Source organism: Anaerolineaceae bacterium oral taxon 439 (assembly GCA_001717545.1).
Classification (GTDB): domain Bacteria; phylum Chloroflexota; class Anaerolineae; order Anaerolineales; family Anaerolineaceae; genus Flexilinea.
In genome coordinates, this window is the sequence record CP017039.1 from 2,651,509 (window position 1) to 2,666,519 (window position 15,011).

The following is a 15,011-nucleotide window of genomic DNA, read 5'->3' on the forward strand; positions in this document are numbered from 1 at the left end:
CGATAGAAACAGGCAATTTCAAAACTACTTCTTATCCTTATGCGCATTGCTGCTGTCGGCGCTCCTCCTGACGATGATCCCAGTCAGCGCCGCTGCCAACGATACCATCCCAATCCCACTCGGCGAAAACTTCGAAATCGTCCTCGACCGCTTCGAAAACACGGAGGATGAGCTCGTTCTCGCCTTTCTCTTCCGGAGCGTGGACGAAGGCGTGGAGAACGTCTGCGAATTTGAGGACGCCGAACTCGATGGCGTCATCGGACCGGAAACGGACCAGCCGATTGACGCGTCCGACTGCGGAGCAGTGCGGATCGTTTACCGCTACGCCCCTTCGCCGATCCCCGCCGGCGCGGACATCATCTTCACCGAGCTGAATCTCGGCCCGGCCGGACTCGAAGCGCTCCTCGCCGGCGAATCCGAAGGAAATAAGGTCAATCCAAAACGGATCTTTTTCGCGAATATCGGCCTGATCGTAAAACCGGCGTTCTTCGGCGAAGCGGGTGGGAAACGCTTCGAGGAACTCCCGAAATCCCCAGCGCAAATCCCGCAGTTTTCGCTCGCCGCTACGCGCGACAGTGCAGGCTTTCAGCTTCAGAACGCAATCGTCGGCTGGAACCATTTTGAATTCGAGCTCGTCGACACGCACCAATACGTTCATCAATTCTTTACCCCGGCCGATACGCAGGCGAATTCCTATTTCCCTTCCGATCGTCTCTATTTTGTCGGCTATACCGTTTTCCTTGACGGGGTCGCAGTCTCCGGCGGGGCCGGAATGCCGGAGTCGTCGCAGACCGAACTCTTCGAAGGCCCGGTCAACGCCTATACCGGCTACTATTCGTTTACGGATAAGCGTCTCAGCGGACAGAGCCTCTACCGATTAGCCTTCTCGTTCGGGCGGCCCACGCTGCGAATCGCGTTTACGCCGGACGGGAAAAACGTTTATTCCTGGATCGCCGAATCCAACGCGCGGCCGGAGCTCGTCATCCGCTATCCGGGCTCGGAGGAAGTCGAAGCGCTGATGGATGCGGAAGCGCCGGTCCCATAACAAGGGACACAAACGCCGATTAAAATCGCGGGTTTAAAACGAAGAAGCGAGCCTTCAAGCCCGCTTCTTTCCATTTATCACCTCAGCGGATGACCGCGAACGCGTCGCCCATCTGGTCCCGGACCTCATCCCGCGGCGTCCCCGCCATCATCAGGCCCAACTGCTGCGTCGTGACCTGAGCCGCGTCAACGATCCCCATCAGCCGCCCTTCAAAAATAACCGCAATCCGATCAGAAAGCGCGCGGATCTCGTCGAGGTCCTCGGAAATCAGGAGCGTCGCCGTCCCTTTTTCCCGCTGCCCCAGTAACCGCTTATGGATATATTCAGACGCGCCGATATCGACCCCGCGGGTCGGCTGAGCAGCGATCAGGATCGACGGATCGCGCTCCAGCTCGCGCGCTAAAATGAGCTTCTGAACGTTGCCGCCGGATAAATTCTTGATCATGACGTTTAAATTCGGCGTTTTGACCGTGAATTCGTCGACCGCGCGCTGCGTTTTCCGCGTAATGACCGGGAAGTTGAAGAACGAATGCTCCGAGTACGGCGATTTATCGTGATCCTCGAGGATAAAGTTCTCGGAAATATTAAAATCCTTGACAATCCCTTCCTTGTTGCGCTCCTCCGGAATGTACGACTGCCCGGCAAGATTATGTTCGTAAGGACCGGCGAACGTCAAATCCTTCCCGTTGACGAGGATCGACCCCTGAACCGGCTTGCGGAGCCCGCTGAGCGCCTGCGCGAGTTCGCGCTGACCGTTCCCGGAAACCCCCGCCAGCCCGACGATTTCGCCGCCGCTGATATCCAGCGAAAAATCGGTCACGCGCTCCTCGTCCCAATCGTTATTGACGTACAGGCCGCGGATCGATAAGCGGACCTCCTTCCGGTCGCAGGCGCTCTTATCATATTGAAGCACGACCGGCCGGCCGACCATCTTCTCGGCCAGATCGGTCTTGGTCAGGTTGGAATTGCGCTCCTGCGAAACCGAACGCCCGTCCCGGAGGACCGCGATCTGATCCGAAATTTCGATCACCTCATGCAGCTTATGCGAAATGAAGATCAGCGAATGATTCGCCGCCGCCATCTTCTTCAGGATCACGAAAAAATCGTCGACCTCCTGCGGCGTCAGGACCGCCGTCGGCTCGTCCAGAATCAGCAAGTCGGCCCCCCGGTACAGCGCCTTGATAATCTCGACGCGCTGCTGTTCGCCGACCGCCAGCTGCCAGATGTACGCGTCAGGGTTCACCGCCAACTTATACTTCTCGCAGATTTCCATCGTCCGCTTCCGAACGACGTCCATCTCCAAAAACGGTCCGCGGCTCGATTTCAGCCCCAACGCGATATTCTCCAGAACGGTCAGGTTCGATACCAGCATGAAATGCTGATGGATCATGCCGATTCCGGCGTTGATCGCGTCCGTCGGCGAATGGAAAACGACCTCTTCGCCGTTAATCAGGATCTTCCCGCCGTCGGGCTTATACAGACCGTACAGCTGCTTCATCAGCGTGCTCTTCCCCGCGCCGTTCTCGCCCAGAAGCGCCAGAATCTCGCCTTCGTTGACTTCGAGATTCACACGATCGTTCGCCAGGACGCCCGGGAAACGCTTGGTAATATCGACCATCTGCAATTTGCAGATATGCTTCGTTTCAGGATGATTCTGATTCACCGCCATCATGATTTCAATCCTTTCGTAATGACCGATTCGTGAGATTCGAGAACCGCGGATCCGTTATTCTTCTTTCGCAGCTCTCGATTCCCACCCTAAGGCGCGTCATCGTTCTTTACCTCCCGCGCCTTCAGCGTCAGCGCCGCAGGGAAGACACGCCGCAGCCAGATCGCGGGGAAAGAGGACCGTTACGGCGCTCTTTCCCCGGATCGCGGAATCGCTTATTTCGTTTCCAACGGGTCGATTTCGCCCGTGACGATCTTCTCAGCCAACTCGTCGGCATACGCTATGAGTTCCGGGTCGATTTCGATATGGTCCGTGTTCCAGACGATCTTCAGCCCACCGTCGATAAACGTCAGGTCGTACGCCGCCCCGCCGAGAACGCCCTCGTCCATCTTCCCGATAATATCGTTCAGAATCGGACCCCAGTCGTAAACCAGGCTGGCAAGAACGTTTTCCTCCGCCAACGGGATCGTATCCCACTGCGCGCCAATCCAATATCCCTTGCGTTCCTTGACAACGGAAACCGCGCCGGGGATCGACTGCGACGTGCCGGTCAGGAGGTTCGCGCCCTCGTCCATATGCCCTTCGGCGGCGGCGGCCATCGCGGAAACGTCGGAGAAGGAGGACGTAAACGTCACAGAAACTTCCGAACCACCGTTCGCGGCCCCGACCTTAAACCCGTCGATATAAGTCTTCGCGTCGCCCGATTCAACCGGACCGCAAACGCCTAATTTTCCCCCGTCGGTAAATTTCGCGGCGACTTCTCCGAGGACGTACCCGCCCTGTTCGGCGCGCGCCTGATAAGCCGTAATATTCGGCTGACCGTAGAAATCGGTCCCGTTCCCCCAGGCGAAAGCCGTTTCCGGATAATCCGGGGCGATTTCCTGAAGCGAGGTCCCATACTGCGAGCCGTGCGCGATGACCAGATCGTATCCCATGTCGGCATAGTCGCGGATCGCTTCGCGCGCGTTGGCGACGTCGAACATGTCCTCCGACCGGACCAGTTCGAACTTGCCTTCCGGATACGATTCGCTCAGCTTGACCAGCGCCTCGTACATCGACTGGCTGAACGAGTAGTCATTAATCTTCGACGGCATCACCATCGCGACCCGAAAAACGTCATCTTCCGCCGCGGCAACGCCCACGGCCGTCAGAACGGCCAAAACAACCAGCAAAACCATCAAACTTTTTTTCATGAAAACTATCCTCCATATTTTTTTACGCCCGCGCGCCGCGGACGAATCACACGCGCACAAACCTCCGACGCAACCCCGCTAATTCTCGCTCCGCTCGTATGGAACCGCCAACGCCGCCGGCTTATCGCGGCTCTTCACGAAGACCAGCGTCAAAATCGTCAGCAAATACGGGAGCATCATCGCGATATCCGACGGGATCTCGATCCCCAGAACCTGCATCCGCAGCTGGAACGCGTTAACGAAACTGAAAAGCAGCGCCCCGGCGAGAACCCCTTTCGGCTTCCAGCCGCTGAAATAAACGAGCGCGACCGCGATAAACCCTGTCCCGTTCGTCATTTTTTCCTGGAACATATTGATATTCGCCAGCGTAAACGTCGCTCCGGCGAGTCCGGATAATACCCCGCCAGCGCAGACGCAGCAGTAACGGATAAAATTGACGCTGACGCCGAGCGTATCCGCCGCCTGCGGGTTCTGCCCCACTGCGCGGACCTTCAGGCCGAACGTCGTCTTATACAGCACGAGCGACGCCAACGGAACGAGGAGATACGCGCCGTACACCATGATATTATGATTGAAAAACGCGTCGCCGATATACGGAATCTTCGACAGCAGCGGGAGCGGCAGGTTCGGGAACCCATCAATGGACAGCACCGTCCCCTCCAGAATCGTCTTGAACAGCAGCGACGACAGGCCGGTCCCGAACATCGTCAGCCCGATACCGCTGATCCCCTGCGGCGCTTTAAACGTAATACTGATCACGGCCATCAGCAGCGCCATCAGGAATCCGCTCAGGATCGCGGCTAATATCCCCAGCCCTGAATTCCCGGTCAGGTAAACGACGTAGAAGGACGAAAACGCCCCGATCAGCATGATCCCTTCCGTCCCCAGGTTGAAGACGCCCGCGGCTTGATCGAATAACTCGCCTAACCCTGCGTACAGGTACGGCATCGCCAGCTTGATCGCCATGCCGATGATCCCGAATAACGTTGCGGCGTTCAATAAGTTATGCATTCTTCGCTCTCCTCTTCGATCGGTTCGCCGAAACGACCTTCGCCGCGACGACGATCAAAACCACCAGCCCCAGCAGCGTGTCAACGAACGACGAGTTCACCTGAACCATCCGCTGCAGCTTGTTCCCGCCAACCATCAGCCCGCCGAACAGGAACGACGCCGGGATCGTCCCTAACGGATGCAAATTTCCGAACAGCGCGGCGACAATTCCGTTAAACCCGTAACCGCCGGAAATATTTTCGAAAACGCGATGCTGCACCCCCAAAACCTCGACCGCGCCCGCCATCCCGGATAACGCCCCGGCCATCGTAATCGCCAGCGCCTGATAAACCGGGACCTGGATCCCGCCGTAGCGCGACGCGGCGGGGTTCAGCCCGACCGCCCGGATCCGGTAACCGATCGTCGTCTTCCACATCATGACGTAAATCACGACCGCCAGCAGCACTGCCAGAATCGACCCGGTATTCAGCTGCGTCGGCGGCGCCAGCCGCGTCAGGAACGCCGACTCGGGAAGAAGAGCCGTCTGTGACGCGCGCGTCCCCATCTCGATTTCCCGCGGATCGATCATTGGCCCGCGCAGCAGGAAGTTCGACAAATAAACCGCAATAGAATTCATCATGACCGTCGTCAGGATTTCGTTCACGCCCAAACGCGCCTTCAGGACGCCCGGGATCCCGCCCCAGACCGCGCCCGACAGGATCGCCGCCAGAAAACAGAGCGGAATCAGGAGCCAACGCGACTCGATCGGAATGTAGAGCGCGACCGCCGCTGAAGACAGCGCGCCAACGATAATCTGCCCCTCGCCTCCGATATTCGTTACCCCTCCCCGGAACGCAATACAGATCCCGGTTCCGACGAGCAGGAGCGGCGTCGCCTTCAGCGTCGTCTGAATCAGCGCGCGGGAGGATCCGAACGCGCCGCTGACCAGCGCCGCGTAAGCTTCGAGCGGATTTTTCCGAAACGCAATCAACATGAACGCGCCAAGAATCAACGCAATTGCCGTTGCCAATAACGGGATGACGATATCGATCATTCCGTTTAAAAAACGCTGCGCCTTAATTGACATGCATGATCCTCCGTTTTCACTTAAGATTTGCAGAAGAGTTATATCGTTGAACTGACTATAACTTTACCATATTTTTTTCATTGCTTGTCAGACAACTCGCCCATTCACCGTCATAAAAAAAACAGGATTTTAGTAACCCTGTTTTTACCGGAAATACCCACGCATGACATCCGGGAACTTCGCCGAGAGCCGTCCGCCGTTACGACGCCGATTTCTCAGCGAACCCGCGCGCTCCGACCGTCTCCCGCTCCTCATAGCGATAAAACGCCGGGACGAAAAGCACGCCGATCATCAGCGCCAGCATCCCGAAGCCGGCAAAACCGTACCAGAAATGCACCCCGACGCGTTCCGCGATCGGCCCCACGAACAGCATCGTCACCGGGACCCAGACACTGATCAACCCGGTCGAAATCGAAAAAACGCGGCCCTGTAATTCCGGGCGGGTATGCTTCTGAATCAGCGCGTTCAAATTCGCCACGCTCAACGAATCGCCGATTCCGGAAATCCCCCAGCCTAAAATCGCCAGCGGAAGCTGACCGGGGGCGCAGCGTCCAATCAGCAGCACGCCCAGCGTGTAAACCAGATCTCCCAGCAGCGCCGAACGAATCTGACTCCTGAAACCGCCCCAGACCCCTAAAATCAGCCCGCCGATTACCGTCCCCAGCCCAAACGAAATCTGCATCATCGATAAGCTTTCAACGTCGGAAAGGAAATAATCGGAAACCATCAACGGCATCAGGCTCTCGATCGGGACCAGCAGCAGGTTCGTAATCGAAACATACCCCAGGAACGGCAGCAGCCCCGGCTCGGTCAGAACGTAGCGAAGCCCATTCCGCAGCGAGCGCAGCGACGAGCGGAATTTCGCGCGAACCGACCCGCGGCGCCCGCCTTCAAAGACTGACTCGCGAACCGTCAGTGTTAAGAGCAGCGCGATTCCGGCCGCCGCCGCCAGAAAATCGATCGATAACGACGCCGCGACCGGAAGCGCGCGGATCATCCACGCCGCGAAGACCGGCCCTAATACGTTCGTCGATCCGCGCAGGATATAATCGATCGCGTTGACCCGCGTCAGCTGGTCCGCGGGAACGATATCCGTCGCCAGCGCCTGAAGCGCGGGCCAGCGGAACGAATTCGCCAGTGTCCTGAGAAAAAGAATCGCAACGACCGCGGCCGGTGCAACCGCCTCAACCGTCAGCAGGACCGTCCCAATCGCGGAAACGACCGCAATCGCCGCGTTTGCCGCGATCAGGATCCGCTTCCGCGAATAGCGGTCGATAATTGGCCCGATGAACGGAAGGATAAAAACGTCGGGAACGAGAAGCCCGATCGCCGCAACCGATAACCAGATCGCCGATCCGGTTCGTTCGGTCAGCCACCAGATCAGGGTAAACTGCGAAATGGATGTCCCCAGCAGCGCTAACCCCTGACTCGACCAAAGAATCGCGGCTTCCGCCTTCCAGCCGCGGGAAGAAAAGCGACGAGATGAAAAAGAACGGTATAAAGAACGCTTTGAGCGTCTGTCGATCATATATATACTCCTGAACCATGCCGATGAATTTTTTCGCAGGACCGGCCGCCCTTCCGATCGGGAACCCGATATACGGTAAACGAAAAAACCGGTCCGGGCTGGGTAAAATCGAAACGATCAACTCAGCCGAAACGACGATGAACGAACCCGCCGTTTACGAAAAAATTCGCAAACGCGCCTTTACGCAAAAGGCAAAAAACGATCCGTTTGTGATATGGATGATTCAGGTGTACTGGTAGAGGTAGCGGCGCACGATTTCACACCAATCCTGCCGCAGGATTCGATTACTTTTTTCATAAAACTGGTTGAAGATCGAAATATCGTAGGAGGTCCTCCCAAGATTCAATTCGTCTTCAGTTTCCGGGCATTTTTGCGCCATATCGGACAGCATGATGACCTTTTCCCTGGCGTCGGCTCGATGACTCGGTGAGGCGGATTCCCAACGCCGATTCAACTCAAAAAAACCTGCCTCACGCTTTTAGTATAAACGATTTTCAGCAGAAATCAAATCGGGAAAATTAGAAGTTTAGGCTTCAGTTTTATTTTTGCATACTAAGTCATCGGTTTTTTAATTACTCATGATAACTGAAAGCTGGATCGGCATAAAAATGAAGTTCTAAAAATGAATCTTGGATATAAAAGAGGCCTCTGTAACGAAATTCATCTTCATTATCAGCATTACGATAAATATCAAAAGTAAACTATTATATTATAATTTAAGAAGAATACATCTATTAAATATTCTCACCCTCGTTCCTTCTGCAATTTCCCATCAAAACTCTATTTTGCTGCAAATTTGTTATTTTTTAACAATGGTTATTAATTCGATATGCATTTATTCATTCCTATCAGGCTGCGATTTTGTGAAGCTCCGGCTTCTTGTTACTGAAGGTAGCGATATACTTTATACCAGCTCTCTTTACCAGAGCCTCAGCTTCATGCATTCTAGCGCCAATTCTTTCTGCCCCATGTGTATCAGATCCCAATGTGACGTATTCGCCACCAAGTTCTTTAAATCTCCTCAGCACATCCTCTCCCCAAGGAGCAGACTCCTGCCAAGATGCCGTATTCACCTCCATTGTCATACCATTGGTAATGAGATATTCAAAAATACTGTCGAAAGCATCGAGAGCATGCTTACAACTTACCGATCTGTCCTGGTACGGTGCGTACTTTGCCACGAAATCATAGTGTCCGAGAGCGTTCATCCATGGACAGGTCTTAATAACCCTTGCCACGGTTTCCAGATATTCCCGGTAGGCTTTCTCCTTAGACTTTCCTTCATAAAAAACATCTCTCCAGACATCAATCCCATTTACCGTATGAACAGAGCCGATTACAAAATCAAGTTTTACATCACGCAACGTACTACTCGCCATCTCGGCACAGACTTTATCACTCAGGCCAACCTCAACACCCTCCTTTATTTTTATATCAGTAAATTTCTTTCTTAACTGACTGAACTCCTCTGCTCTGGCAATAAAATCTGGGACATGATATTCGGGAATATCGTAGTCTAAATGGTCTGTAAAACAGATTTCCTCAACTCCGCGCTGTATAGCCGCTTGGAGCATTTCCTCCGTCCGAGATTCTCCATCAAAAGAGTAGAGAGTGTGAGAATGATAATCTACGTACATTTCAGCTCGCCTTTCTTCACCAGGATCCGAAATGCTGTAAGGTAACTCCGCTGCACTCGGCTCCTGACTTCATCGCTCTTTCTATATCCTTTTCCCTCAGATAGCTGAAAAGAAATCCAGCTATAAAGCTGTCGCCAGCCCCCATCGTATCAACAACCGGAACCGTGACCGCAGATTGATAATAATATTTTTCTCCATCGTAGGCTATACTACCGTTTACGCCCATAGTAGCTATAATCAGCTTATTAAACCCGCTCATTTTAATATCTCTAAGGAAATCCTCTACTGTATCAATATCGTCATAGGAGAAAAAGGCATAATCGACATTTTGTGCAATCTCTTCAATCAACATTTCACCCCACATATCGGCAAAATCGAAAGCGATTGGAATTCCCTTTGATTTTATCTCCCCTAGATATTTTTCAGCGCGGCTCCAAAAGGCCGCCACAACACAGTCATGCTCGCATATAAACGCAATGTCCGCAGGCGTAAGTACAAAATCCTTCATTACACCTTCATCATAAATTCCGAAGACTCTATTCCCATCCACGAGCTTCACATGGGAGACAGCAGTATGCCCTCGCGCCCTGTGCAAATGGGAGATATCAACGCCTTGCCTGCTTATAGCGCTACTAATTATCCCTCCATACGCGTCATCGCCTACAACTCCAATATATGAGGCTCTGCCGCCCAACCTAGCTATATGCACAGCAACATTCACCGGATTTCCGCCGGGATATACTTCTCCTGTCTTATCATATACATCCATACAATTATCGCCAATAGCCGCAAATCTGACATCAGTTTCCACAGCCACCCCTCTTACTCTTACTCAATAATCAAATTGTCTGTAATAGCGTCTTATCTCCATCGGATGGCAATTTATAGCTTCCATATGAGCATCAATTCTCTCCGTTACAGCATGTGTCACAAGATGAGACAGGTTTCCTCTGAACCTCTCGTCAATACCGGGAAGCTCATAATCTTTCGAGTCAATAAACGTATAGTTGGCGCACACTTTGGGTAAAAATCTTGCTACTCTCTCCGACAGGCTTCTTTGTGCGTCCTCACCCAAGAAAACAGTGACCGGCGTATCTCTGTCGATGATTTCCAACATCCCATGGAAAAACTCCGCAGAATGTATACTCTTTGTCCGGAGCCAATGTTGTTCCTCCCAATAACACATAGCATAGGAATAGGTCGAACCATACTGATTGCCAGATCCTACAAAATAGTGAATTTTATCCTCATGGTGTCTTTGCGCAAAGGCTCGTCCAAATTCATCAGCCTTTTTCTCAACATCCACAAGGTTCTGCGCAAGATGGGAATCCAACTGAGAATAATATGTTGTGTACTCCGGGAACTCTCCCCGATTATGCATAAACCGGTCTGCAACCATAAAGAATTTGAGCTGCTCGTTGGCGGGATATGCAATCACCCAATCCACTATTTTTGCAAGCTCTGCCTCAGGCTTGTCAATAAAGCCGATAACTTTTGCCCCCTCTGATTTGGCTTTCTTGACGGCGTCCACCATCTCGACCGTACTACCCGTAACCGAGGAGATAACGACGATCGTATCGCTGCGGACACGACGGTTGCCTGTAGTCAGGTATTCGGCCGCGTTGAGCGTAAAGAGCTCAAGATCAGACTTCTCCTTCATATGAACCTCTACCTGAAGGCCGGACGCATATGTACCGCCTATACCAAGCCAACAAAGATTTGCAAAACCTGCCGAGGTAATTTCGTCAACTATTTCTTCGATTTCAGGACGAAGCGTGAGGGCCCCTTGAACACTGATTAACTTTTTCTCTTCATCAAATTTTATCATTAGCTTACGTTCCATTTCATACATCACATAGTTATTGAACTGTTCTTATTCAGCCTGCTGAATACCACAAGAGACAAAATAGTAAGAACAGTGAGTAAGCTTGCCATCGCCGAGGCTATTCCGTAATTCCCGCGTATAATTTGACCATATATGGCTACGGTTAGAGTCTGTGTTTTTCCTGTATAGAGTATCATCGCGGTAGACATCTCGGATATCATCGTGACCCAGCTCAGAATCGCCCCGGCAATCACCCCTGAAGACATCATTGGCAGAGTGATCTTGAAAAATGTATTCACTTTATTACTGCCAAGCGAGATAGCCGCCTCCTCAATCGTTATTGATATTTGGTGTAAAATTGCAACGGAAGATCGGACCGTATATGGTATTCTTCTAATTATCAGTGAAATTATCATAATGATCATCGTATTTGTCAGGAGCAGCGGCTTATGATTGAAGCTCGTCACCATCGCTATACCAACGACTGTGCCAGGTATTATGTACGGCACTATACTTAAAGTATCCACAGTCTTGCTGAGCGGATTACTCCTGCGAACAGAAAGATATGCCATCAAGACTGCCATAAGTACCGTTATAGCTATCGCAACACCGGGTATGATTATTGTGTTCTGCACACTTCTTCCTAGTCTGCCAAACATCTCGCGGTAACTATCTAGACTGTGTGAATCCACATATATCGTCCCACTAGTCTTTCTAAATGAACAGTAGATAACATAGATTTGCGGAAGGATAGAAATCCCTACAACGTTATAGCTAAAAAGATGTATGAGAAGACTTTTAAGTCCGTGGATATTTTTTGGTTCTATTGGATGAAGGGCACTCATAGACACGCTGGTTTTCTTTGTCGCTATGCTCTGTACAATGAACACTATTGCAGTAATCATTATGGCAATAACCGCTATTGCAGAAGAGAAACCCTTATTCTGAGAAACTTCTCCAACAAATTCATTGTACAAGATTACTGGAAAAGTTCTATAACCTTCGCCCATAAGCATAGGCGTTCCAAAATCGGAGAGAGCTCTGATAAACACAAGAAGAGCAGCCGCCAGATTTGTCGGCATAATAAGAGGCATTATTACCTTAAAGAATCGCTTAACACCACTGCACCCCATGTTTTCGCTAGCTTCAAGAAGAGAATTATCTACCTTCATAAGCGCTCCAAGGACATAGAGGAACACCAGAGAGTAGAGCTGAGTCGTAAACACTAACAGCATACCGTTAAAACCGTAGATGTCCGGCAGAGTAATCGGCAGCAACATCCTTACAAATTTTGTGATCGTTCCATTCCTTCCAAGAAGAAGTATCCAAGAATAAGCGCTAACAAAAGGTGCGGACATTGAGGAAATTATTACTAAAAGATAGAGCAGCCGCTTGCCGCGAAGGTGATACATGGCAAAAAAATAAGCCAGAGGTATACCCACGAGAAGAGATGTAACTGTCGCCCAGAATGAGACTTTAAAGCTGTTAACAAGTGTAGAGGAATAATATGGCTTCGAAAAAAACTTTACAAAATTACTCAGAGTAAAGCCTTCGTTTTGGTTATCATAAAAAGCCATTTTTATGACATTCCCAAAAGGATACACCATAAAAATTAGATAGAAAGCCAACAGCAGTAAAGTTGTGATACCCCAAATATCCAGACGGAATCGGTTGTTCTTTTTCATATCACATCACTCCAGCAGCAGGTTCTTTGTACCATCCCTGTCAAAAATATTTATTTTTTCACTCTTAACTGTCAGGCTGACTTCAAGTCCGGGAACAATAGGATCATTAATCATCGACTCTCTAATAAGTTCTACCGGTTCTTCTTTGCCTATATTTATCGCATAGTGTGTATTCTGTCCAAGATATATGCATTGTTCTACGACGCCTGGAATTCCCCCTGAACCGCCAGAGGTTATAATGAACTCCTCGGGTCTGACAGAAACAGCGACTTTCTGAAACGCTATGTTTCTCCAGCTCGCCTCGCTGACCGAATAACCGTTTCCAAAATTCAGCTCCCCACCATTAATACTTGCTGACAATATATTAGTCCGTCCTATAAAAGTTGCCACAAACAGATTCGCAGGTCTTTGATAGATTTCCTTCGGTTGTCCTATGTGATGAATGACCCCGTCCTTCATCACAGCGATTGTATCGCTTATCGACATCGCTTCCTCCTGATCATGGGTAACATAGACAGTCGTTATGCCTATCTCCCGCTGAATATTGCGGATAACCCGTCGCATTTCAAGACGCAGCTTTGCATCCAAATTGCTCAAGGGCTCATCCATCAAAAGCACATCCGGCCTTATGACGAGGGCCCTCGCCAGCGCGACTCTCTGCTGCTGCCCTCCAGAGAGGCGATTCGGAAGCCTATCCGCGAATTGATATATTTGCATCATTTTGAGAAAACGGTCTGTTTCTTCTCTGATAGTTTTTTTGTTCAACTTTCTGTTTTTGAGTCCAAAAGCTACATTTTCGCGCACAGTAAGATGTGGGAAAATTGCATAATTTTGGAACACCATTCCTATATTGCGCTTGCTTGGCTCCTTATCATTGATACGCTCATTATTAAAATAAAAATTACCATCCTCTATAGAATTGAAGCCTGCAATCATCCTCAGGAGAGTAGTCTTTCCACAACCAGAAGGCCCCAACAGCGTGAAAAACTCCCCATCCTTTATATTAAGATTTAAGTCAAATATGACGACATTATCTCCATATTTTTTAACAGCGTGCTCAATAACAATTCTGCTCATTATCGTATCCATTTATCAACGAAAGGACTTCGGCATATGCCGAAGTCCTTTCGTAACCACACTTTTATCTCGGATAAACATCCATGTAGATATCCATGTATTTATTTGTGATTTCTTCTTTATGCTCGTTAACAAATCTTTGATCGAATTCCACAGTCTTTACATCAGTTGCAGGCTTGAAGTAAGCTGGATATTCGACATCGTCGCGCACTGGTCTGTTATCTAAATCATTGCAAAGCATATTTTGAACCTCATAGCTCAGGATAAAATCTATAAAGAGCTTCGCATTTTCAAAGTGCTTGCAGTTGGCAACGATTCCCGCGGTACTGGGAGTGAAGACCGTACCCTCCTCAGGATAAACAATGCGTATCGGGGCCCCATCCTTCTCAAGCGTGATACCAGCTTCCTCATAAGTGAGCGCGACAACCATTTCTCCGTCCGCTACAGACTTCCATGCAGCGCCAGACCCTGAGGCCAACTTCCCATCGAGATTTTCAAGCAACTTCGAGATAACTCCCCAACCTTCCTCATTATCCAGTGAGAGTCCGCCAAAATCGCTCAGTATTGTCTCGATATGCATCATAGCAGATGAAGATGCAGTGGGATCAGCGCAAGCAATCTTGCCTTTAAGCGCAGGATTGAGAAGATCCATATAACCGTTAATCTCGATATCTCCGACAAGATCCGTGTTGACTATAAAGATGGATGAATCGAGATTAAAGTTAGTACAATACCCAAGCGTATTGCGATATTCTGGAATCAGATTCTTATCCTCAGAGCTGACATAATCCTGGAATATATCCTTATACTCAGCGTACGAGGATTCGCCTCCACCGAAGATAACATCAGCATAGGGATTATCGCCCTCAGCAGCTACGCGGGCAAGGAGCTCACCTGTACCGCCAGTAATAACCTCACATTTAATTCCATACTTTTCCTCAAATAAAGGCACAACTGCATTCACCTGCGCATCCGTTGCTGGCGAATAAATAATCAAGGTCTTATCGTTCGTTTCTATCGAAGAGTTCGACGATACAGATTCCGAGGTCTGGGTAGATGGGGCAGCCGACGGTTCCGTAATAGATGTATCCGCTGCCTCGTTGCTGGTTCTGCAACTGACAAAACCGCATACCATGATCAATGCAATGATCAACATAAAAAATTTTTTTGCGTTTCCCATATTTTCTTTCTCCTTTTTATGTAATTTATACGAAAATATCTGTGCCGCCTATGGATTATTGACATAATACTTATTCTCATAGAATTTCGCTACGC

At 50.3% G+C, this 15,011-nt stretch carries 13 protein-coding genes; 2 read left to right on the forward strand and 11 right to left on the reverse strand.

What is annotated here, in order from left to right; genetic code table 11:
- Positions 1 to 46: 46 nt before the first annotated feature.
- A complete protein-coding gene (locus BEQ56_11655) occupies positions 47 to 1,045 on the forward strand; it encodes a hypothetical protein (protein AOH44071.1) in 999 nt (332 codons plus the stop codon).
- Positions 1,046 to 1,127: 82 nt separating this feature from the next.
- Here BEQ56_11655 and BEQ56_11660 read toward each other — a convergent pair whose 3' ends face one another.
- The 5 genes from BEQ56_11660 to BEQ56_11680 form a co-directional block, all read right to left on the reverse strand.
- Positions 1,128 to 2,714 (reverse strand): heme ABC transporter ATP-binding protein, encoded by a 1,587-nt coding sequence (locus tag BEQ56_11660; GenBank protein ID AOH44532.1) that lies wholly within the window; start codon positions 2,712 to 2,714, stop codon positions 1,128 to 1,130.
- 215 nt (positions 2,715 to 2,929) lie between these two features.
- Positions 2,930 to 3,907, reverse strand: coding sequence for a hypothetical protein (locus BEQ56_11665; protein AOH44072.1), 978 nt, complete (start codon positions 3,905 to 3,907; stop codon positions 2,930 to 2,932).
- Positions 3,908 to 3,985: 78 nt separating this feature from the next.
- A complete protein-coding gene (locus BEQ56_11670; protein ID AOH44073.1) occupies positions 3,986 to 4,918 on the reverse strand; it encodes an ABC transporter permease in 933 nt (310 codons plus the stop codon).
- The gene (locus tag BEQ56_11675; protein ID AOH44533.1) at positions 4,911 to 5,951 is read right to left on the reverse strand and encodes an ABC transporter permease; all 1,041 of its coding nucleotides are present in this window, start codon (positions 5,949 to 5,951) and stop codon (positions 4,911 to 4,913) included. Before BEQ56_11675 ends, BEQ56_11670 begins: the two co-directional genes overlap by 8 nt.
- Before the next feature lie 232 nt (positions 5,952 to 6,183).
- Entirely contained in the window at positions 6,184 to 7,512 is a 1,329-nt protein-coding gene (locus BEQ56_11680; protein ID AOH44074.1) for a hypothetical protein, read from the reverse strand.
- Between the two features lie 17 nt (positions 7,513 to 7,529).
- Here BEQ56_11680 and BEQ56_11685 point away from each other — a divergent pair, with 17 nt between their 5' ends.
- Positions 7,530 to 7,751, forward strand: a complete 222-nt coding sequence (locus BEQ56_11685) for a hypothetical protein (protein AOH44075.1) — start codon at positions 7,530 to 7,532, stop codon at positions 7,749 to 7,751.
- A gap of 609 nt (positions 7,752 to 8,360) precedes the next feature.
- Here the strand turns inward: BEQ56_11685 and BEQ56_11690 are convergent.
- The 6 genes from BEQ56_11690 to BEQ56_11715 form a co-directional block, all read right to left on the reverse strand.
- Positions 8,361 to 9,149 (reverse strand): hypothetical protein, encoded by a 789-nt coding sequence (locus BEQ56_11690; GenBank protein AOH44076.1) that lies wholly within the window; start codon positions 9,147 to 9,149, stop codon positions 8,361 to 8,363.
- Positions 9,150 to 9,165: 16 nt separating this feature from the next.
- On the reverse strand, positions 9,166 to 9,960 hold the full coding sequence (locus BEQ56_11695) for a hypothetical protein (GenBank protein AOH44077.1): 795 nt from the start codon (positions 9,958 to 9,960) through the stop codon (positions 9,166 to 9,168).
- Between the two features lie 21 nt (positions 9,961 to 9,981).
- On the reverse strand, positions 9,982 to 10,977 hold the full coding sequence (locus tag BEQ56_11700) for a glucosamine-fructose-6-phosphate aminotransferase (protein ID AOH44534.1): 996 nt from the start codon (positions 10,975 to 10,977) through the stop codon (positions 9,982 to 9,984).
- A 23-nt stretch (positions 10,978 to 11,000) separates the two neighbouring features.
- Entirely contained in the window at positions 11,001 to 12,659 is a 1,659-nt protein-coding gene (locus tag BEQ56_11705; GenBank protein ID AOH44078.1) for an iron ABC transporter permease, read from the reverse strand.
- A gap of 6 nt (positions 12,660 to 12,665) precedes the next feature.
- Entirely contained in the window at positions 12,666 to 13,736 is a 1,071-nt protein-coding gene (locus BEQ56_11710; protein ID AOH44535.1) for a peptide ABC transporter substrate-binding protein, read from the reverse strand.
- A gap of 64 nt (positions 13,737 to 13,800) precedes the next feature.
- Positions 13,801 to 14,892, reverse strand: a complete 1,092-nt coding sequence (locus BEQ56_11715; GenBank protein AOH44536.1) for a hypothetical protein — start codon at positions 14,890 to 14,892, stop codon at positions 13,801 to 13,803.
- Positions 14,893 to 15,011 lie beyond the last annotated feature (119 nt).